The sequence below is a fragment of the Chryseobacterium electrogenes genome, from assembly GCF_053553015.1.
In genome coordinates, this window is record NZ_JBNPPB010000002.1 from 837613 (window position 1) to 857772 (window position 20160).

Here is a 20160-nt window from a genome sequence, read left to right on the forward strand (position 1 = left end):
TGTTATAATTGCTTAATGAATACAATACTAGAAAGTTTTAGTTAAGATAATCGTATAAATTGAAAATTTATTTTATTTTAAAATCAGTATATTTATCTCATTATCAGCATTTAAAGTGATTTTAAATATGGTGAAACTAATTTTAATAATAATCAATGTAACAAATAGACTATATCAATTGTCTTATATGGTATAACAAAAACTATGAAAATATATTACACTATAATATTCGCTCTATTTGGTACTTACGCTTTTTCTCAGTCCGAAAGTGATACGCTTAAAGGTCAAAAAGCTATTGAAGAAGTAAAAATTATTGCTAAAAAACCAACAGTAGAAACTAAAGTTGACAGAACTGTTTTCAATGTTGCTAATAGCTCCGTTCTTGCAGGTAATACAACTTGGGATATATTGAGAATGACGCCATTAGTTAGTGTTGACAATAATGATGTGATAAAATCTGAAGGCGAAAATGTGACCGTCTATATCAACGATAGAAAATCTGTTTTTACAGGAAAAGAATTGAAAGAATATCTTAAGTCTCTTCCCGCAGACAATCTCATGAAAATAGAAGTGATTACCAATCCATCTTCTAGATATGAGTCCACAGGTCAAGTGATTAATATTGTCCTGAAAAAGAGAGAAGATGAGGGGGTTAAAGGTAGTATCTCATTAACCAATACACAGAATACTAAAAATAATCAGTACGGAAGTTTTAATATTAATTATCATAAGAAAAGCTTTACACAGACGTTAACGGGAAGTTATAGCGATAATACCAATGTAACCAAGACAGAATATGAGAATATGCTTTTCAAAGATAATTCTTTCACTAAGATTAATCAGAATAGCATCAATAGAGGAAAGATGCCTTCTATGTCTTCCACATCAGAATTAGAACTGAATGACAAGAATAATATTGGATTTATAGTAGAACTTTTTCAAAATAAAACTAAAGCCAATAATACTGCTGATGCAGTAACAACGCAAAACGGTAATTTATATAATCAATACTATCAGAATCAAAACCAAAATGATAGCTATCGTGTGTTGAGCTCTAATGTATTTTATAAATTTTATGACAAAACCAAAAATAAGATTTTAGATGTTAATTTAGGGATCAATTATAATAATGACCAAGGTGACAGAACCTATCAAAAAGATCAAACCATTGACCCAAAATCTACTTATAATCGCATTATTGAAAATACAGAAATGCGAAATTATTACTTAAAATTAGATTACTCTCAACCATTAGACAGCTTAGGAAGTAGCATAGAAGTTGGGGCAAAAGCTAATTTTAATAATAATATGATGCCTATTGATTACTATGGATTTGGTAATAATACCATTCTCAATAGGTTTAAATATTCTGATAATCTCAACTCTGCTTATGCTAACTATAGCGGTAAATTTTTCAAAAAATTAGAAGCAAGAATTGGTCTTCGTTATGAGTATATGACCTTTAAGCTTCAAGAATTTAATAATAATCTTGAGCGAAAAAAGTCTTACGGGAAATTATTACCTAACATCCTCTTAAAGTATACATTTACCAATAACTTTAATATATCAACGTCTTATAATTATAATATCTGGAGACCTTGGTATTCTGAGTTTAATCCATTTGAGTTACCAACAAGCGACGGTAATTTCTACAGAGGAAACATGGATCTGGATCCAAATCCTAACCATAGATTCACAATGAAATTCGGGGTTTATAAGAAATATTTCTTGTCACTAGGTTATAACTTTACCAACCAAGATTATTGGACAGATTATGTGCAAGAAGGAGATAAGCTAGTGTCTTTTCCTGCTAACTTTCAAGGAAGATCAGAGCGTTATTCTGCTAACTTTAATACCAATCAATCGTTCTTGAAAAATAGATTAAATGTCAACGTAACAGTTGGTATTAATTATACTGATAACAGTGACTTTAATAACAGAAATAAGCTGGGAGCCAAAAGTTATTTGACCAATTTTGGAGGATCAACTAATTTCTCTTACACTAATCTGTTTAACAAAAATATTAATGTATCAGGTTGGGTAGGAGCTTATCAAAATAATAACGGAAACTCTCTTGGGAATACAATGAATATTTATCATAACTTTTCTGTAACCAAGATTTTTACCAACTTGGGCATGGAAGCCAGCTTACAGTTTAATAATATCTTCTTAAGACCTGTTTTTGACAGAACAACTTACAGCCAAGTCGGTACGATGAGAAATGTTATGACTTCTGACTGGTACGGTGCTGCATTTACTTTGACAAAAAGATTTGGAAATCAAAAAGTAAAAGAAAATACCAAAACTGACGTGGAGAAAAACCAAGGTGGTGCTAAATAAAGTATAACCGATTAAATAAACATAAAAATTCCCTTTCTAATCATTTAGAAAGGGAATTTTAGTTTTCTATAGATACTATTTAGGTTATTCGCTTTTTACTTTGCGAAAAATGCCATAAGATCCATATAGTTTTTTTGGTTAACGCCATGTCCACTCATGTATTCTCTAAAGGTGAAATAACAGCTTAAATCATACAATAGATCTGCCGCTTTTCTGCCCCAATCCATTGGGATAACAGCATCATCGGTACCATGAGAAACAAAAAATCTCAATCGCTCTAGTTTCTTTTTGTCCTTAATGATATTAGTTAATAATTTTTCTTCAGGATAAGCACTGAGACAAGCTATTTTTGAGAATAAATCAGGATATCTTAATGCCAACGCATAACTTAATATTCCTCCTTGACTGAAACCACAAAGGTGAGTTTCATTCTCAGTTAAACCATATTTATTGGTTATTTCCATTATTTTTTCTAAGATGGCAGATAAAGCTTCTTCTGCTTGAGGAACATCTACAAATTTCTCTTGATTATTAAAATCAATATCATACCAAGCATAGCCACCATAAGGCGTAGTTTTTGGCGCTCTGAAGCTTACAATTAACCAATGTTCTGGCAAAGTTGGTACAAAGCTGAATAAATCTTCTTCGTTGCTGCCATAACCATGTAATAATATAAGGAGGGGAGTTTCTGGCGTAATAGTAGCCGGTTCTCTTACGATGTAATCTAGATTCATGAGACAAAGATATATTTAGTCTAAGAGATTTCCAAAATCTATTTTATGATTTGTGAGGTTTCTTTTTTATTTTGAAGCTAGTTTCTTTAAAGTGAAAGAACTTCCTCAAATTATTGAAGAAGTCCTTTCTATATTTTTAGCATATAGCTTTTTGTGGCTATTGCTAATGTCTAAACCGCTTTCACGATGAAGTAAGACTTTTTACCTTTTTGTAAAAGCAAGAATTTACCGTCGATCAAATCCTTTTCAGTAACCTCAAAAGTATCATTTACTTTTTCTTTGTTAACAGAAATAGAGTTACCAGTAAGCTCACGTTTTGCTTCGCCTTTAGATTTTAAGAAACCTGATTTTTCAGAGATAAGATCAATGATATTACTACCAACAACGTCAGATTTTGCAATCTCAGCTTGAGGCACACCATCAAAAATCTGTAAGAAAAGATCTTCGTCTAAACTTACTAAATCCTCTGCTGTAGAACGCCCGAATAATATTTCAGAAGCTTTAATTGCTTTTTCATATTCTGCAGATCCATGAACCCAGATGGTTACTTCTTCTGCCAATTTCTTTTGAAGTTTGCGTTCGTGTGGTGCAGTTTTGTGTTCTGCAATTAGACTTTCAATCGTTTCTTGATCTAAGAATGTATAATATTTGATAAAACGCTCTGCATCATCATCAGTAGCATTTAACCAAAATTGATAAAATCTGTAAGGTGACGTTCTCTTAGCATCTAGCCAATAATTTTCACCACTTTCTGACTTCCCGAATTTTGATCCATCAGCTTTAGTAATCAATTTTGTAGTCAATGCAAAAGCTTCTCCTTTGGCTTTTCTACGGATTAATTCTGTCCCTGTGGTAATATTTCCCCATTGGTCAGAACCTCCCATTTGTAGTTTTATACCTTTGGTCTGATAAAGATGTAGGTAATCGTAACCTTGTAATAATTGGTAAGTAAACTCTGTAAAGCTCATGCCTTCTACATTCTCATCACCTGAGAAACGCTTTTTTACAGAATCTTTTGCCATCATATAATTAACGGTGATGTGCTTTCCTATATTTTTAGCAAAGTCTAAGAAAGTCACGTCTTTCATCCAATCGTAATTATTAACTAACTCCGCATTATTGGCTTCATTACCGTCAAAATTAAGGAATCTAGATAACTGACCTTTAAGACAATCCACGTAATACAAAAGGGTTTCCTCATCTAACAGATTACGTTCTGCGGATTTTCCTGATGGGTCACCAATCATACCTGTCGCACCACCAACCAAGGCTACTGGTTTGTGACCATGACGTTGAAAATGAGCCAAAATCTTAATTGGAATAAGACTTCCGATGTGTAACGAATCTGCTGTTGGGTCAAAACCAATATAGGCTGTGGTCATCTCTTTTTCGAGTTGTTCCTCAATCCCAGGCGTCATATCGGCAAAAAGTCCGCGCCATTTCAGTTCTTCAATAAAAGCATTCATTATGTAATAATTTTTAAGATGCGAAGTTACGAAATTGCTTTGTATTAGCCGGTTCTTTTAATTTTTTTCTGGTTCTCCGTTTTTATTACATTATGACTTCGGTAAGCTCAGTCTTATAACACTAATAAAATAATCATTATCAGAATTGTCATACTGAGCTTATCGAAGTATTTCCTTATTTTCAGGAGTCGAGAACCTGCTTTCCGCTGTATCTTTTCTGGGCTCACTCGGACGGCTACGCTACGCTCCGCCGCCTCATTCGCCCAGAAAAGGATGCCGCTACAATCAGGACTAGGGGATTGGTTATTATTTTACAGATTTAACAAAATCCGACGCATTAGTTTCCCAATTGTCATTGTCTAGCAGGATTTTGACAAAAGCCGTACCTATAATCCCGCCTTGTGCTTTCTCTGTAACGCTGTCAAAATCTTGTTTGTTTTTAATCCCAAAACCTATGTATACAGGGTTTTTCAGATTAAGACTAGAAAGACGATTAAGATAATCTTCGTTTTTGAGCACTGCATTTTCGTTACCTGTAGTGGATGAAGAACTTACAGCGTACAGAAATCCAGAACTTAGTGAATCCAAATATCTGATGCGCTCTTCCGAAGTTTCTGGCGTTACGAGAAATGTGAAATTAAGATTGTATTTTTTGAGAATCGCGCCATATTGTTTTTCAAATTCGATAGGTGGAAGATCCGGAATAATCAATCCAGAAACACCGACTTCTGCGCATTTCTGACAAAAATTTTCAAACCCGAATTGAAGAACGGGATTAATGTAACCCATCAAAATTTTCGGTATAGTAACAGTTTTTTTGATTTCCGCCAATTGCTCAAATAATTTTGCAATGGTCATTCCGTTTTTTAAAGCTAAATTATGAGCATCTTGGATAACTGGTCCATCTGCAACCGGGTCAGAATAAGGAATGCCAATCTCCATCATATCTGCTCCAGAATCCTGAATTAATTGCGCCACTTTTCCCGTATCATTTAATGTCGGAACGCCTGCAGTGAAATATATGTTTAGTTTTTTCATTGTAAAATAAGTGTTAAAATTTGATTGATGACATACATAATAATTTCATAAGCTAATGCTACTAAAATGGCAATAGGAATATATATCCATCTTATTTTTAGTTTGAAATTTCCTATCAAAGCCTGAAAAGCATTTTTAAATTTATCGCGATGTCTATAAAAGATGACCAAAATTAAAAATTGGTACATGATGGCATTGGCTAACGCTCCTTGATGAACTTCAAAAAAGTAATCTTGCAAAATGATGTTAGTTAGTATAGTTGTTAAAACTAAACCTCCAACTAATCTGGTTTTTGGTATTACAAAAAGTAAAGCTCCTAAAATTTCGAAAATACCAATAATTATTGCAAATGTTTTGGAGTAGGAATAGAAAGCCCACATGATTTGCATAGGCTCCATTTGGTTTATTGGCTGTGTATAATTCGTGATATCTCCGAATTGTAACGCTTTGCCGACACCATAGCCTGCCATATAAATAGCGACTATGATTACCGATACCCATTCTAAAATATTAAATATTTCTTCTTTTGATATTTTAAGTTTATCCATTTTATTTAGATATTAGAAGTTGAACTTAAAGGTTAGATTCTATGTTGAGAGCTCTAATATCTAACTTTTAATTTCTTTTAAATAGGTTTCCATATCCTTATCGCCACGACCAGAAAGGCAAATGACCACGACATCATCTTTTCTGAACTTCTTTTTGTCCAATACTGCCAGAGCATGCGCACTTTCTAAAGCGGGAATTATGCCTTCTATTTTTGTCAGTTCAAAAGCAGATTTCAACGCTTCATCATCATTAATACTGAAAAACTCAGCTCTTTTTTCTCTGGAAAGATTAGCGTGCATCGGCCCAATTCCTGGATAGTCCAATCCTGCAGAAATGGAATGCGGCTCAATCACTTGACCGTCTTCCGTTTGCATCACAAGGCTTTGACTACCGTGTAAAATCCCTAAAGTTCCCAAGAAAGTCGTCGCAGCAGATTTCCCTGAATCTACGCCAAGTCCGCCTGCTTCCGCAGCAATTATTTTAACATCAGGTTCGTTTACATAATGATAAAAAGTCCCTGCAGCATTGCTCCCACCGCCTACACAGGCTATGAGGTAATCCGGATTTTCTCTTCCTATTTTCTCTTTCAGTTGCTCTTTTATTTCTTTGGAAATCACACTTTGAAATCTAGCCACCAAATCTGGAAAAGGATGTGGTCCAACCACACTTCCGATGATATAATGTGTTGTAGATGGGTTATTGATCCAATCTCTTAAAGCTTCATTCACAGCATCTTTCAAGGTTTTAGAACCCGAAGTTGCAGGAATTACAGTTGCGCCAAGCATTTTCATACGCGCAACATTTGGAGATTGTCTTGCGATGTCGACTTCGCCCATATAAACAATGCATTCCAAACCGAGAAGGGCGCAAGCTGTCGCGGTTGCCACGCCGTGTTGTCCTGCACCTGTTTCTGCGATGATTCTGTGTTTACCAAGTTTTTTAGCCAGCAAAGCTTGTCCCAAAGCATTGTTGATTTTGTGCGCGCCGGTGTGGTTCAAATCTTCTCGTTTGAGATAAATTTGAGTTTGATACTTTTCACTCAGATTTTTGGCAAAATAGAGTGGTGTAGCACGTCCAACATAGTTTTTCAACAAATCCTGAAATTCTGTTTGAAACTCATCAGACTCAATGATTTGTATGTATTTTTCCTGTAATTCGGCTACGTTTGGATAAAGCATTTCTGGAACGAAAGCGCCGCCAAAATCGCCGTAGTAACCGTTTTTGTCTGGGTTTTGAAAGTTCATTTTAATTTTCTTTATATTTTATTTTTGAAAGCGATGATGCTGCTAATGTTTTTATCTCCTGGTTCAATTTCAAATTTTGAATTGATGTCGAGCGCAATTGGTTGATGTTTGATGCTTGATAATTCATTTATATTTTCAAGCGAAATTCCGCCACTTAAAAAATATGGAATTGGAATTTCGATATCATTTAATAGGTTCCAGTCAAAAGTTTTTCCTGTTCCGCCAAATGCTTTACTGTCGGTATCAAACAATAAATAGTTGATGGTTTTCGGTTGTTGGTTGATGATTTTTTGCAATTCATCAAGCGTTTGATTTCCAACTCTGATGACTTTTATAATTTTGATGTTTTCACCTATAATTTCTCTTAGGCGTAAAATGAATTTATGGTCTTCATCACCGTGAAGTTGAATGAAATTCAATTTTGCTTTCTCTGAAATCTCAATAATTTTTTCCAGATTTTCATTCACAAAAACACCAACTTTTCCTTGATGATTGATTCCTGCAATTTGCTTTAAACTCAAATGATCCAGAACATATCTAGGAGATTTTTCATAAAATATAAAGCCGATAAAATCAACCTGAAGATCAATTAATTCAGTAATCTGATTGAGTTGTGTCAATCCGCAGACTTTGAGTTTTGTGTGCATTATATCAGTCGTCTATGGTAATTTATTTGCCCTAAATGATAGGTTAGGTGTGTCGTTAAATGAACTAATAGATATTCTACCGAAGTCATTTTTTCAAATACTAAAATTGGATATTCTGTTTGCAAAAGATTTTCGTCGAGATTATCTAATACCTGATTAATCATTTCAATTGTATTTTTAATCATGCCAATAAGTTCTTTCCGTTGAATATTTTTTGCGGAAAATTCTAAATCCCGATTACGAATATATTGTGTTCCACCTAATTCTTTACCAATATATGTATTTAAATTGCCTACCAAATGCAAGCAAAGGTTACCCGCAGAATTATTTATTTGCCCTCTGATGACCCAAATGTCGGCTTCAGTGGTATATTGTTCAATTTCATTGATTAAACTATTTAAATCTCTGTTAAATAATTTTTTTAACGTATCAATCAGCATATTATGTTTTTATTTTCAGAGTTTTACAATTATAATTTGCTAGAAAACTTTTCAAAGGTTTCCCCTGGATTTTCATTTTTCATAAAATATTCACCCATCAAAAATCCATCAAATCCTTTTTCTTTTAGGAATCTGAAATCTTCTTCGTTATAAATTCCGCTTTCTGCAATAGACAAAATATCGCTTGGAAGTTGATTTTTTAAATCAACAGAATGTTGTAAATCTACCTTGAAGTCTTTGAGATTTCTATTGTTGATTCCTACAAAATCTACATTTTTGTTAATATGAATAAGTTCTTCTTCAGAATGTATTTCCAACAAAACCTCTAGTTTTAAAGAATGCGCCAATTCTGTAAATTCCTGAACTTGACTCGGAGAAAGACAAGCGGCAATCAACAAAATAACATCGGCTCCGATAGATTTGGCTTCATAAAACTGATAATCGTCAATCATAAAATCTTTCCTTAAAATTGGAATGTTAATGTGATTTCGAACGCTCAAAATATCATCAAAACTACCGCCGAAAAAATCTTTATCTGCTAAAATAGAAACTGCACTCGCTCCGAATTTTTCGTATTGAGAAACAACCTCCAACGGCGAAACTTTATCATTGATAATACCTTTGCTGGGCGATTGCCTTTTAAATTCAGCGATAATTCCGGATTTTGATTTCAAAGTTTCCTTCAACGAAAAAGTTTCCCTTCCAAAAAACTCAGAATCTTTTAGTTGAGCAATGGAAATTTTAGATTTCGCTGCTGTAACTTCCTGCTTTTTTCGTTCTATGATTTTATCTAAAATGTTCATTTTTATTTGGTTGATTGTTGTTGGTTATCAGTTGATTGAATTTGGAGATAATAAAAAACTATCAACCATCAACTAATAACTGTAAACTATTTAACGCTTTTCCGCTTTCCAGACTTTCTTTTGTTAAAGCCAAACAAGTATCGTAATCGCCATATTTTTTTGTATTTAGAAGTGCAATCGCTGCGTTTGCCAAAACTACCGCATTCTGTGCTTCGGTTCCTTTTCCTTCCAAAATATTAATGAAAATCTTCGCTGCTTCTTCTTTTGTATCACCTCCAAAAATGCTTTCCGGACTGATGTTTTTAAATTTTAAATCTTCTGCAGAAAATATTCTTTCACCAGATTTGTTGATGATTTTGGTATCGCCAGTCAGCGAAATTTCGTCATAACCATCCAAAGCATGCACCAGCATAAACTCGTTTTTTTGCTTTTGTAAAAGATATTGATAGACGCGTGCAATCTCAAGATTTGCCACGCCAATCATTGTGAAATCTGGACGTGCCGGATTGACCAAAGGTCCCAAAAGATTGAAAAATGTCTTCAGACCAAGCTGCTTTCTGAATGGTGCCACAGACTTCAGAGCTGGATGAAACAGCGGTGCGTGGATAAAACAGATGTTAGATTTTTCCAAATCTGCTTTCAAATCTGCAGAATTTTCTTTGAATTGATAGCCTAATTCTTCCAAAACATTAGATGAACCACTTACAGAAGAAGCACCATAGTTGCCTTGTTTAGCTACTTTTTGTCCAGTTCCGGCAACGATAAAACTTGCCAAAGTAGAAATATTAAAGGTGTCTTTTCCATCGCCGCCAGTTCCGACAATATCAACTAAATCGTTAGTTCCTAGGTCTATAGATTTTGCCAATTGAAGCAAAGCTTCACGAAAACCAGTCAATTCTTCGAGCGTAATACTTCGCATCAGAAAAACGGTAATAAAGGAAATAACTTCGCTTTCATTAAATTTATTTTGTGAGATCTCAATCAAAATGGCTTTGGCTTCGGCCCGAGTCAAAGTCTGATGGTTGAAGAGATATTGTAGGATTTGTTTCATATTAAGTTGTTACTCTTTAAGAAATGATAAGATTAGACTAATGTATTCTTTTTTTTGTTTGATTGTACCTTGGCTTCCTCCCATATCAGAATGTTTAGCATCTAAATAAACAATTTTTATATCTAACTTTTCCTGCTCTTCTAATGTTGGGATTACACCTTGATCTGCTTCAAATTCGCTAGCTCTTAGCGAGTAGATTTTAGGATGCTTAGATCTCGGCAAAGCCATTCTTCTGTTGTCCATCGTGATGATTTTATTGACAACATTAGGATATTTTTCTTGAAATAATGCCGACATATCACCACCTTGAGAATGTCCAATCAAAGTTATTTTTGAGAAATTAAGATTGGGATTTCTTTGTTTCAGCTCGTTGATAACAAAGAATATATTATCTGCTCCTTTTTCCCAAGATGGTCTTCTTACCACTTGTATATTACCTGTTAATGGAATTGGTGGATCTGACGGCAACTCTTGCTGGACGCTAACAACGTAATAATTATGAGCCGCTAAAGCCTTTGTTAAATAAGGATATTGCAAGTTTTCTCCTAACTTATTGCCGCCATAACCGTGACTGAAAATGATAATTTCCTGATTATCTTTAGGTGACTTTGACGAATATATGGCTAATGGAATTTCCCTATTTCTACTAGAATCCAATAATGTTAAAGAATCTAATTTTATTTTGGAATTGTAAGAATTACCTACGAATTCTGATGCGTTGACATTCTGTTTGGTTCTGCAACTTAATAATGTTAAAGCCAAAAAGGAAAAAAGAATAGTTGTTCTCATTTTAATTATTTAAAAAATTTTTTAAGATTGTTCTTCCGTCGGGTGTCAGAATACTTTCCGGATGATATTGCACGGCATGAACATCGTAATTTTTGTGTTTTAGACTCATAATCATTCCGTTTTTGTCTACGCTTGTGATTTCCAATTCTTCTGGGAAATCTTCTGTATTGACTGCCCAAGAATGGTATCTTCCAACTTCCAAAGTCTCCGGTAAATCTTTAAAAATCTTATGTTCTTTGGTTTGATTGGCTTCGGTTGCAACGCCGTGATAGATTTCTGAGAGATTAATCAAACTTCCGCCAAAAGCTTCTGCAATAGCCTGTTGACCAAGGCAAACGCCGAAAATAGACTTTGTAGCCGCATATTTCTTGATGACATCTAATAAAATTCCTGCTTCTTCCGGAATCCCAGGTCCTGGCGAAAGGATGATTTTGTCATATTTTTCGATGTCTTCCAAAGCAATTTGGTCGTTTCTGAAAACGTCTACTTCCTCGCCCACAATTTGCTCAATAATCTGAACCAAATTGTAAGTAAAACTGTCGTAATTGTCGAAGACTAGGATTTTGGTTGATGGTTGTTGGTTGGTGGTTGTTGGTTTTATATCTGTCATTTTTTCGTTTTTATAGAATTGCATTTCATATTCGATTGTCAAATTATAAATTGCTGAATTATCTTGTAATTATGGCAAAATTGCGACCCGGCTTGAGCGAAAATCCTTTTGCATTTTCTGGAAAATGTAAAAGATTGGGAGCGGAAGACGGAGTTTGTCGCCATATAATTTATCAACCAATTTTTTCAGCTTTGCTGATGGCTTTTTTCAGCGCGCCTAATTTGTTATTCACTTCTTGTAATTCGCTTTCTGCAACAGATTTTGCGGTAATTCCTGCGCCAGCTTGGTAAAATAAAGTGTTGTTTTTACTCAAAAAAGTTCGGATCATAATGGCTTGGTTGCAACTGCCATCAAAACCTACAAAACCGATGCAACCTGCATAATAGCTTCTGGAGGTTTTCTCGTGCTCGTCTATTAACTGCATCGCGCGATATTTTGGAGCGCCACTCAAAGTCCCTTGTGGAAAGGTTGTGGCAATCATTTCGTAAGGATTTTGATTTTCTTTTACATCGGTCACCACTTCAGAAACCATGTGAATCACGTGTGAGAAAAAATGAATTTCTTTCAGTTTGGAAACCTCGGTATTTTTCCCATGGATGCTCAAATCATTTCTCGCCAAATCTACCAGCATCGTGTGTTCTGCGTTTTCTTTAGGGTCTTTTTTAAGTTCTTCGGCAGCTTGCAAGTCTTTTTCCACATTTCCGGTTCTTCTAAAAGTACCAGCAATAGGGTGAATGATGGCTTTCCCGTCTTTGATGATGAGCTGACTTTCTGGGCTGGAACCTATCAATTTATAATCGCCATAATCGAAAAAGAAAAGGTACGGCGAAGGATTGATATTCCGCAAAGCACGATAAACATTGAACTCATCACCTTGGAATTTTTGCTCAAATCTACGGCTCAAAACAAGCTGGAAAACATCGCCACGGAAACAATGTTTCTTTGCAAATTCTACCGACTGCAAAAATTCTTCATCTTTCAAATTGGAAGTTTCTTCTGCTGTAATCTCGAAAGGAAAAACTGGTGCGTTTTTTTGATTGATAAAATTTTCTATCAGAGAAAGTTCAGACTTCAGGCCTTCAATTTTGTTCTCGATAATGAACATTTCGTCGTTATGATGGTTGATGGCAATCACGTATTGGTAAAGACGATATCGCATAAGCGGAATCTTATTTTCCTCAGAAAGTGCTTTGAATTTGATATCCTCAAAGAAAGGAATCGCATCGTAACTGGTATAACCAAAAAAACCTTGCGCCTGCTTGCCAATCTCGTGATTTGGCTTTTCGCATTTGAAACAGTTTGAGAATTCCTGCATCAAATCTGACAATTTCTCATTTTCTAAATTGATTTTCTGAGGATTTTCAAGTGGAAATTTTAATTCGGCTTCGTGATAATCTCGGATTTCTATGCCCGAAATTGCGTTCACACAAATGAATGAGAAAGCATTTTCTGAGTTTTGATTGCCCGCATTTTCCAATAGAATCGTATCTCGGAAATTGTCGCGAAGTCTAAGGTAAATGCCAATTGGTGTGAAAAGGTCTGCCAATTGAGATTTTACGTTGGTTTTTATATTAATATTTTTATTAAAATTCATGTTGTTATGTATTGTTTTGGAAGATGTAATTTGGGTTTATTCAAAAAAAAAGACTTTAACGAAATAACGTCAAAGTCTTATATATTAAAGATGATTTTCTTGTTGGATTAATAACATGACAATACCTTCAGACTCGACGAAGAGTTTGAAAGCCACCACCAATTTTTGTTATTAATAGAAATCATTTTTTAGAATTTTTATTCTTTTGTTTCAGCAAATTTATAAATATTATTTTATCTCGCAATTATTTTATAATAATTATTCGAATTTTAATACAAACATAAATGCTCTAGATTGCATTGTAGATATTGCTGCAGACCAGTAAGGTGGCGTATTAGCATTATCTTGTACAATCTCATTATTCATCATAAAAGTACCTCTGAAAGCTGGTGTTAGCTTAAATCTGCTAAAATAAAATTGAATACCTATCTCCGCAGTCCATGCAAAATTGTTAGATGTTGTACGGAAAATACTTTGTTGATTATCACTTTCGCTTTTTTCATTAGACTGGAGATTCATCATATAATTGAATCCCGCTGCAGCATAAGGTCTAGAGTTATACCAACGATCACCATGTACTTCTAATAGAATTGGTAGATCTACATAGGTCGATTTTACCACTTTATACTTGTCAACATCAGTTAATTTTAATGGTGCAAAAGGGAGGTGTTGTGTTGTACCGCCAGCGTATACGTCGTTCCCCTGCGTATCAAAAGTAAAATCTCTCTGTATAAATTGTAACCCTGGTTCAAAACGTAAATCAAAATTCTCGCTAAGACGCATTTTACCAATAAGTCCCGCACCAAAACTGTAGCTTGATTTTACTTGAACATTATTTTTCTGACCATTCATCCCAAATTTTGGATCTAGAACCATTTTATAATCAAAATTATTAGCAGCTAAATAAAATCCATAACTAAATTTCTTTACATCAAAATCTTCCATATTATCCATACGTTCTTTTGTACGAAAGAGATTAGAAAATTGTGCAGTAGCAAGATTGCTATAACATAAACCTAATAGAAGGACTGTATGTAGTGTAATATTTTTCATTTTATTTTGTGGCTTTGTAAATGGTAGCAATCCCTAAGCTTAACTTTTTATATTCAACTTTAGTAAAACCAGTTTCTAGAAGAATATTTTTCATTTTCTCTCCAAATGGAAATGCATTAACAGAGTCCGGAAGGTAAGTATAGGCTCTATTATCTTTAGAAATTAATCTTCCGATAGCAGGTAATATATTTTTAAAATAGAACATGTAAAACGGCCCCAAGAATCCTTCAACTTTTGAGAATTCTAAGATGTAGACACTTTTATTTTCCTTTACCACACGTCTTAGTTCTGATAGGCCTTTATTAAGATTTTCGAAATTTCTAACACCAAAAGCGACTGTTACGCCATCAAAATTATTATCCTGAAAAGGTAAATTTTCTGCATCTCCTTTTTGCATAGAAATCTTATCGCTAAGATTATTTTTTTTGATTTTTTCTATACCAACATTTAGCATCTGTTGAGAAAGATCTAAACCTACAACTTGTGCATTAGTACCTCTTTGTACAGTAATTGCAAGATCTCCAGTGCCAGTTGCAACGTCTAAAATCGTTTTTGGTTGGTCTTTTGCAAGCCACTTTACCAACGTATTTCGCCATAGTACATCTATTTTCATGGATAAGACATGGTTTAACAAATCGTACTTAGGTGCGATATTATCAAACATATCTTCTACTTGACTTTTCTTACTGTTGTCGTTATTATAAGGTGTTACTTTATTGATTTCCAAAATATATATTTATGTATTAACGTTGTTTTTATTTAAAACTTATAATTTTCTTTGTAAAAATTGATGTAATCCTGTTTACGGTAGATTTTTGTTCTTGTTTCTACTTTGTCCACATTTTTGATAACTCTATCATAGTTTTCATCAATATTATAATAGAAATCTTCTGTGTAGAGTTTGTTAAAATGTTTTACATTACCGAGGTAGTTTTTCCCATCTATATTAATGCTCCCTTGTTGTATTAATAAAGAATCTTTGTCTTTGAAATAACCATAAAACTGTTTGTGAATGTAGTAATCCTTATGAGCAATATTAATAAGGCCTCTTACTTTATTAACTTGAAAGGCAGAATCATAAATGAGATTTTTATTCTTATCAAATACTTTAATATCATTTTTCCCTTTTTTCAAATCAACTTTAAGATATTGACCAGAGCTAAGAATCTTTTGATCTCCATTATTAATTTTGAAAAAATAAGTTTCTGGCGTGGGGTTATCAACCAAATAATAATTATCTTTTGCTAAGAAAAGAAAATATATTCCGAATGCGCTAATAGCAGCAACTACTGCAATGATGAGACCTTTAAGAGAAGGATTATTCTTTAACATTGAAACCTACAATTAATTATTGTTTTGCCATTATGGGCAACTGCAAATTTAATAATTATTTAGGATATCAATTTGCTTTTCGTGTGGAAATAATCATAATAATAGAATCAAATGCTAATAGTTTATATTAGAATCAAAAATTGAAACGTTATTTATCTAAAAAATGTGTAATTTTGTTCTTTTAAACTTTAACAACAATTAAGTAAATCAATGCCAAATACTATCATTATAGGTTCTGGAAGTTACATTCCTGAGAATATTATTGAAGGGTCTTATTTCAATGATTCTGTTTTTTACGATGAAAACAATGTGAAGATCAACAAGCCTATCGAAGAAATTATCGAAAAATTTGTTGATATTACAGAGATTGAACAAAGACGTTATGCTGATAAGAATCAATTTAACTCAGATTTAGGATATTTTGCATCTCTAGAAGCTATAGAAGATGCCGGTATAGACAAAGAGGATTTGGATTACATTATTTACGCAAATAATTTTGGAGAAGTAGATGACAATGGTGTGGCTAATTTTATGCCTTCATTATCAGCAATACTAAAAAATAAATTGGGTATAAAAAATAGAAAATGTGTTAATTATGACATGATTTTCGGGTGTCCTGGTTGGGTTGAGGCCTTTATCTTAGCAGATGTTTTGATTAAATCTAAAAAAGCAACTAATATTTTGGTTGTAGGTGGAGAAACGCTAAGTAAAGTTACAGATCCTTATGATAGAAATAAATTAATCTTTGCAGATGGAGCAGGCGCTGTTGTGGTAACAGGAACTGATGATGAGACTGTAGGTTTTATTACTAGTGAGACACTTTGTGATAATGGCGAAGAATTATGCTACTTAGAGAATGGTCCATCTCTTAATCTAGATGCGGATCAAACGAAATTATACATCCGCATGCGTGGAAGAAAAATCTACGAATATGCTCTTAAAAATGTTCCTGATGCTATAAAAGCAACTATTGATAAGGCTAACTTGAGCGTTGAGGATATTGATAAAATTTTAATTCATCAAGCTAATGCAAAGATGGATTACGCAATGATTTCTAGATTGTTCAAGCTATATGGCATCAAAGATTACGATCATGCGATTGCGCCAATGACTATTCAGAAATTAGGAAATTCTTCTGTGGCGACTGTACCTACAATGTTTAACCTTATCAGAAAAGGAAAAATGGAAGGTCATAAATTTTCTCCTGACACGCATATTTTGTTTACATCTGTAGGCGCTGGGATGAACATCAATTGTGTAGTTTACAAGTTCCCGAAAGATAGTATCTAATTAATTCATTTTAAAATATAAACTAAAAAGCATAAAGACTATCATCACGATAACTTTATGCTTTTTTTATGCTTAATAATTATGAGAAAAGAAATTTTCTTTTTAGTTGCTGTTTTAGTTTTGTTAGAATTTTATATCTACCAAGCTTTCAGAACTGTTTTTCAACAGACTTGGATTAGAGGATTATATTGGGGAATAAGTCTAGCTATTTATGCCTTCTTTTTCTACAACCTTTTAGTCTTTAATAGAGCCGATAGAGATCAGCATCATGTGCAGTTAATGATGTCTGTATTTTTGGCTTTAATAATGCCTAAGTTATTAATTGTCGTTTTTCTTTTATTCGAAGATATATTCAGATTATTTCAATTTGGGACTCAATATTTCTCTGCCGAAGCACAGCATTATCCCAGTCGTAGAAAATTTGTAAGCATCTTGGGGATGGGAGCTGCAGGTGTTTTGTCTCTAGCATTTCTGGACGGAATTGTTTTCGGGAAATACAGACATATCGTAAGACGTGTTAAGTTAAAATTAAAAAATCTTCCCGATAGTTTTAAAGGTTATAAAATTATTCAGATTTCTGATGTCCATAGCGGAAGTTTTTTTCATCCCGAAAAATTGCAACATGCCATAGATCTTATTAATCAAGAAAAGCCTGATCTAGTACTTTTTACAGGCGATATGGTCAATAATTACGCCGAAGAGTTTCAGCCATTTATTAATCTTTTTAAAAGTATAGAAGCTAAAGATGGAAAATTTTCTGTGCTAGGAAATCACGATTATGGTTCTTATGGTCATTTTAAGTCTAAAGAAGAAGCTAATAGTAATGTGCCGCAATTAATTAAGTTTCAAAAAGAAGCAGGATTTAGAATGTTGAGAAATGAGAACGTTGCGATTGAAAAAAATGGTGAGAAATTTTATCTTTTAGGTGTAGAAAATTGGGGTATTCCACCGTTTCCTCAATATGGAGATCTGGATAAAACGTTGCAAAATGTACCTGATGATGCCGTAAAAATATTAATGTCACATGATCCTACACATTTTGATTATGTGGTTAAGAAACACCCGAAATTTGTACATTTAACCTTATCAGGACATACTCATGGGATGCAATTTGGTTTAGATCTTAAAAATATAAAATGGTCTCCAGTACAATATAAATATCCAAAATGGGCAGATTTATACGAAAGCGAAGGACGTTATCTTTATGTTAATCGTGGTTTTGGTGTACTTGGATATCCAGGTCGAGTAGGTGTCTTGCCAGAAATCACATTGTTTGAATTGGGATAAAATTGTTTAATTATTTTTAGTAATTTTCTACTTTTTACTTTAAAATAGATAATCTTTCATTCTGGCTATTGCAATTTCACTTTCTTCAATAAAATTAAAAAACGAAATCATCTTATCTTCAAGTGGTTTTCCAAGATTAAATTGTTTGTAAAACGGAAGTTGATAAGGACAATTTTCTTTCTGATAAAATTGCCAAGCATTGAGATAAATTTGGATATAATCTTCTTTTTTCAAGGTTTCTAGAATCATATTTTCGTAGAAATTGAGCGGTGTCATCTGGAAAACATAATCGTTAAAAGGTAACTGAGAATATGGCGACAGACTTTCTGGGATAATGGTAAGGTTGTTGTCGTAATACAATTGCGTTTTGTCTTTTTTTAAACGTCTTACCAGAAAGGTAATATTAGAATGCTCGATATTAGAAACATAAGAAAACCCCATGTCATAAAGTGTTTCTAGAGGAAGTCTCAATAACTTTTGTCTAATACCTTTAATAGGTTTTTCGAGGTAGTTTTGTAGATTTTTTTTAGCAATTTCGAGGTCAGAAATGCTAGATTTAATGTTGTAAAATGAAATTTCGTGACCTGCATTTTGCATCCTTTTCAGTATTTTTTTTAGAGAATCTGCAATAGAAACTTCCACAAAAAACGTTACCAACAAAGAATGCAATTCTAGATCACGAAGAATCACTTCTGTAATATGTTCTAAGTCGCTAATCAGTTGTTCTTCCGAAATATTGGGATCTTTACGGTCTTTAAGCTCTGGAATAGAAAGATTGAAACTTAGTAATAACATTTAAAATTATTTAGATAGAAAGAATTAGTTTTTGTCTAATTTCACTTTCAGGTTTTTAATCATATCTTCTGACATAGCCGTAATATCGAAATCGTAAGATAAGCCCCAATCTTTTTTCGCCACAGAGTCATCTATGCTTGCAGGCCAAGAATCTGCAATTGCTTGACGGAAATCCGGCTCATAATTAATGGTAAATTCTGGGATTACTTTTTGGATTTCTTCTGCCAATTCTTTTGGATTAAAACTAAGCCCGCCTAAGTTGTAAGATGATCTAACTTTAACATTTTCTTTAGGTGCTGTCATTAGATTAATGGTTGCGTTAATCGCATCATCCATGTACAACATTGGCATTTTGGTATCTTCTTTTATAAAACTTGTATACGTTCCGTTTTCTACAGCTTCATAAAAAATTTCTACAGCATAATCTGTTGTACCACCGCCAGCAGGCGCTTTCCAAGAGATAAGACCAGGGTAACGGATACTTCTAATATCAACATTATATTTTTCAAAATAATACTCGCACCATTTTTCGCCAGCCATTTTAGAAATTCCATAAACGGTTGTTGGATTAAGAACCACGTCTTGTCCTACATTTTCCTTCGGGATACCTTTACCAAAAACAGCGATAGAACTTGGCCAGAATATTTTATTAATAACACCAATTTTTGCTAATTCACAAAGATGGATTAATGGTTCAAGGTTAAGTTTCCAAGCAAAAAGGGGTTGTTTTTCTGATGTTCCAGATAATAAAGAGGCTAGGTGATAGACTGTTGTAATCTGATGTTCTTTGATAAAACTAGTTAAAGCATCAAAGTTGCTTACATCCAGCCTTTCGTAATGACCAGCCGCGGTAATATTTTCTTTCCATTTATCTAATCCAGATGCAAAGACATTTTCTTTGCCATGTAGCTCAACTAGTTTTAAAGTTAGTTCGGTGCCAATTTGACCCAATGCACCAGTGATAAGAATGCGTTCTGTAGGCGTACTCATAGTTACTTTTTATGTTTTACAAATTTAATTATTTTTTAACGGAACTAAAATTTTTAACTCAAAAAAAGAATATGTACTTTAAAAAATGTAATTTCATGTTCCAATAAA

The 20160-nt window shown here is 33.5% G+C and carries 20 protein-coding genes; 3 read left to right on the forward strand and 17 right to left on the reverse strand.

Annotation, left to right across the window (positions count from 1 at the left end; translation table 11 throughout):
- Positions 1-204 precede the first annotated feature (204 nt).
- Entirely contained in the window at positions 205-2340 is a 2136-nt protein-coding gene (locus ACQQ6V_RS03770) for an outer membrane beta-barrel family protein (protein WP_448844222.1), read from the forward strand.
- 95 nt (positions 2341-2435) lie between these two features.
- On the opposite strand, the gene ACQQ6V_RS03775 is transcribed toward ACQQ6V_RS03770, so the two are convergent.
- The 15 genes from ACQQ6V_RS03775 to ACQQ6V_RS03845 form a co-directional block, all read right to left on the reverse strand.
- Positions 2436-3074, reverse strand: coding sequence for an alpha/beta hydrolase (locus ACQQ6V_RS03775; protein WP_448844223.1), 639 nt, complete (start codon positions 3072-3074; stop codon positions 2436-2438).
- A 170-nt stretch (positions 3075-3244) separates the two neighbouring features.
- Positions 3245-4540 carry a tyrosine--tRNA ligase gene (gene tyrS, locus ACQQ6V_RS03780; RefSeq protein ID WP_448844224.1) on the reverse strand — a complete coding sequence of 432 codons (1296 nt, stop codon included), beginning with the start codon at positions 4538-4540 and terminating at the stop codon, positions 3245-3247.
- A gap of 306 nt (positions 4541-4846) precedes the next feature.
- On the reverse strand, positions 4847-5578 hold the full coding sequence (gene trpA, locus ACQQ6V_RS03785) for a tryptophan synthase subunit alpha (protein ID WP_448844225.1): 732 nt from the start codon (positions 5576-5578) through the stop codon (positions 4847-4849).
- Positions 5575-6126 (reverse strand): DoxX family protein, encoded by a 552-nt coding sequence (locus ACQQ6V_RS03790; protein ID WP_448844226.1) that lies wholly within the window; start codon positions 6124-6126, stop codon positions 5575-5577. The genes trpA and ACQQ6V_RS03790 overlap by 4 nt, the downstream gene beginning before the upstream one ends.
- Positions 6127-6186: 60 nt before the next feature.
- Positions 6187-7371 carry a tryptophan synthase subunit beta gene (gene trpB, locus ACQQ6V_RS03795; protein ID WP_448844227.1) on the reverse strand — a complete coding sequence of 395 codons (1185 nt, stop codon included), beginning with the start codon at positions 7369-7371 and terminating at the stop codon, positions 6187-6189.
- An 11-nt stretch (positions 7372-7382) separates the two neighbouring features.
- Entirely contained in the window at positions 7383-8018 is a 636-nt protein-coding gene (locus tag ACQQ6V_RS03800) for a phosphoribosylanthranilate isomerase (RefSeq protein ID WP_448844228.1), read from the reverse strand.
- Positions 8018-8458 (reverse strand): DUF1572 family protein, encoded by a 441-nt coding sequence (locus ACQQ6V_RS03805; protein ID WP_448844229.1) that lies wholly within the window; start codon positions 8456-8458, stop codon positions 8018-8020. The genes ACQQ6V_RS03800 and ACQQ6V_RS03805 overlap by 1 nt, the downstream gene beginning before the upstream one ends.
- Positions 8459-8487: 29 nt before the next feature.
- Positions 8488-9261 (reverse strand): indole-3-glycerol phosphate synthase TrpC, encoded by a 774-nt coding sequence (trpC, locus tag ACQQ6V_RS03810; protein ID WP_448844230.1) that lies wholly within the window; start codon positions 9259-9261, stop codon positions 8488-8490.
- 61 nt (positions 9262-9322) lie between these two features.
- A complete protein-coding gene (gene trpD, locus ACQQ6V_RS03815) occupies positions 9323-10312 on the reverse strand; it encodes an anthranilate phosphoribosyltransferase (RefSeq protein ID WP_448844231.1) in 990 nt (329 codons plus the stop codon).
- A gap of 9 nt (positions 10313-10321) precedes the next feature.
- Complete coding sequence (locus ACQQ6V_RS03820; RefSeq protein ID WP_448844232.1) at positions 10322-11101, reverse strand: alpha/beta fold hydrolase; 780 nt, start codon at positions 11099-11101, stop codon at positions 10322-10324.
- A gap of 1 nt (position 11102) precedes the next feature.
- Positions 11103-11711 (reverse strand): anthranilate synthase component II, encoded by a 609-nt coding sequence (locus ACQQ6V_RS03825; RefSeq protein WP_448844233.1) that lies wholly within the window; start codon positions 11709-11711, stop codon positions 11103-11105.
- Positions 11712-11883: 172 nt separating this feature from the next.
- Positions 11884-13305 (reverse strand): anthranilate synthase component I family protein, encoded by a 1422-nt coding sequence (locus tag ACQQ6V_RS03830; protein WP_448844234.1) that lies wholly within the window; start codon positions 13303-13305, stop codon positions 11884-11886.
- A gap of 258 nt (positions 13306-13563) precedes the next feature.
- Positions 13564-14358 (reverse strand): type IX secretion/gliding motility protein PorT/SprT, encoded by a 795-nt coding sequence (gene porT, locus ACQQ6V_RS03835; protein ID WP_448844235.1) that lies wholly within the window; start codon positions 14356-14358, stop codon positions 13564-13566.
- A gap of 1 nt (position 14359) precedes the next feature.
- Positions 14360-15085 carry a bifunctional demethylmenaquinone methyltransferase/2-methoxy-6-polyprenyl-1,4-benzoquinol methylase UbiE gene (gene ubiE, locus ACQQ6V_RS03840; RefSeq protein ID WP_448844236.1) on the reverse strand — a complete coding sequence of 242 codons (726 nt, stop codon included), beginning with the start codon at positions 15083-15085 and terminating at the stop codon, positions 14360-14362.
- Between the two features lie 32 nt (positions 15086-15117).
- Positions 15118-15690, reverse strand: coding sequence for a hypothetical protein (locus tag ACQQ6V_RS03845; RefSeq protein ID WP_448844237.1), 573 nt, complete (start codon positions 15688-15690; stop codon positions 15118-15120).
- A gap of 210 nt (positions 15691-15900) precedes the next feature.
- Between ACQQ6V_RS03845 and ACQQ6V_RS03850 the strand changes: the two genes are divergently transcribed.
- A complete protein-coding gene (locus tag ACQQ6V_RS03850) occupies positions 15901-16980 on the forward strand; it encodes a 3-oxoacyl-ACP synthase III family protein (RefSeq protein WP_448844238.1) in 1080 nt (359 codons plus the stop codon).
- 81 nt (positions 16981-17061) lie between these two features.
- Positions 17062-18267: a metallophosphoesterase gene (locus ACQQ6V_RS03855; protein ID WP_448844239.1), complete on the forward strand. Its 1206-nt coding sequence runs from the start codon at positions 17062-17064 to the stop codon at positions 18265-18267.
- Between the two features lie 39 nt (positions 18268-18306).
- Here ACQQ6V_RS03855 and ACQQ6V_RS03860 read toward each other — a convergent pair whose 3' ends face one another.
- Complete coding sequence (locus ACQQ6V_RS03860) at positions 18307-19062, reverse strand: polysaccharide deacetylase family protein (protein WP_448844240.1); 756 nt, start codon at positions 19060-19062, stop codon at positions 18307-18309.
- 24 nt (positions 19063-19086) lie between these two features.
- Positions 19087-20052: an L-threonine 3-dehydrogenase, SDR-type gene (locus ACQQ6V_RS03865; protein ID WP_448844241.1), complete on the reverse strand. Its 966-nt coding sequence runs from the start codon at positions 20050-20052 to the stop codon at positions 19087-19089.
- Between the last annotated feature and the right edge of the window lie 108 nt (positions 20053-20160).

Bases quoted from the DNA above. Each gene is read 5' to 3' on its own strand.
- ACQQ6V_RS03820 (WP_448844232.1), bottom strand. From the start codon at position 11,101: ATGAGAACAACTATTCTTTTTTCCTTTTTGGCTTTAACATTATTAAGT.
- ACQQ6V_RS03800 (WP_448844228.1), bottom strand. From the start codon at position 8,018: ATGCACACAAAACTCAAAGTCTGCGGATTGACACAACTCAATCAGATT.
- porT (WP_448844235.1), bottom strand. From the start codon at position 14,358: ATGAAAAATATTACACTACATACAGTCCTTCTATTAGGTTTATGTTAT.
- trpB (WP_448844227.1), bottom strand. From the start codon at position 7,371: ATGAACTTTCAAAACCCAGACAAAAACGGTTACTACGGCGATTTTGGC.
- ACQQ6V_RS03790 (WP_448844226.1), bottom strand. From the start codon at position 6,126: ATGGATAAACTTAAAATATCAAAAGAAGAAATATTTAATATTTTAGAA.
- ACQQ6V_RS03770 (WP_448844222.1), top strand. From the start codon at position 205: ATGAAAATATATTACACTATAATATTCGCTCTATTTGGTACTTACGCT.
- trpD (WP_448844231.1), bottom strand. From the start codon at position 10,312: ATGAAACAAATCCTACAATATCTCTTCAACCATCAGACTTTGACTCGG.
- ACQQ6V_RS03865 (WP_448844241.1), bottom strand. From the start codon at position 20,052: ATGAGTACGCCTACAGAACGCATTCTTATCACTGGTGCATTGGGTCAA.
- ACQQ6V_RS03855 (WP_448844239.1), top strand. From the start codon at position 17,062: ATGAGAAAAGAAATTTTCTTTTTAGTTGCTGTTTTAGTTTTGTTAGAA.
- ACQQ6V_RS03850 (WP_448844238.1), top strand. From the start codon at position 15,901: ATGCCAAATACTATCATTATAGGTTCTGGAAGTTACATTCCTGAGAAT.
- trpA (WP_448844225.1), bottom strand. From the start codon at position 5,578: ATGAAAAAACTAAACATATATTTCACTGCAGGCGTTCCGACATTAAAT.
- trpC (WP_448844230.1), bottom strand. From the start codon at position 9,261: ATGAACATTTTAGATAAAATCATAGAACGAAAAAAGCAGGAAGTTACA.
- ACQQ6V_RS03845 (WP_448844237.1), bottom strand. From the start codon at position 15,690: ATGTTAAAGAATAATCCTTCTCTTAAAGGTCTCATCATTGCAGTAGTT.
- ACQQ6V_RS03860 (WP_448844240.1), bottom strand. From the start codon at position 19,062: ATGTTATTACTAAGTTTCAATCTTTCTATTCCAGAGCTTAAAGACCGT.
- ACQQ6V_RS03775 (WP_448844223.1), bottom strand. From the start codon at position 3,074: ATGAATCTAGATTACATCGTAAGAGAACCGGCTACTATTACGCCAGAA.
- ACQQ6V_RS03825 (WP_448844233.1), bottom strand. From the start codon at position 11,711: ATGACAGATATAAAACCAACAACCACCAACCAACAACCATCAACCAAA.
- tyrS (WP_448844224.1), bottom strand. From the start codon at position 4,540: ATGAATGCTTTTATTGAAGAACTGAAATGGCGCGGACTTTTTGCCGAT.
- ACQQ6V_RS03830 (WP_448844234.1), bottom strand. From the start codon at position 13,305: ATGAATTTTAATAAAAATATTAATATAAAAACCAACGTAAAATCTCAA.
- ACQQ6V_RS03805 (WP_448844229.1), bottom strand. From the start codon at position 8,458: ATGCTGATTGATACGTTAAAAAAATTATTTAACAGAGATTTAAATAGT.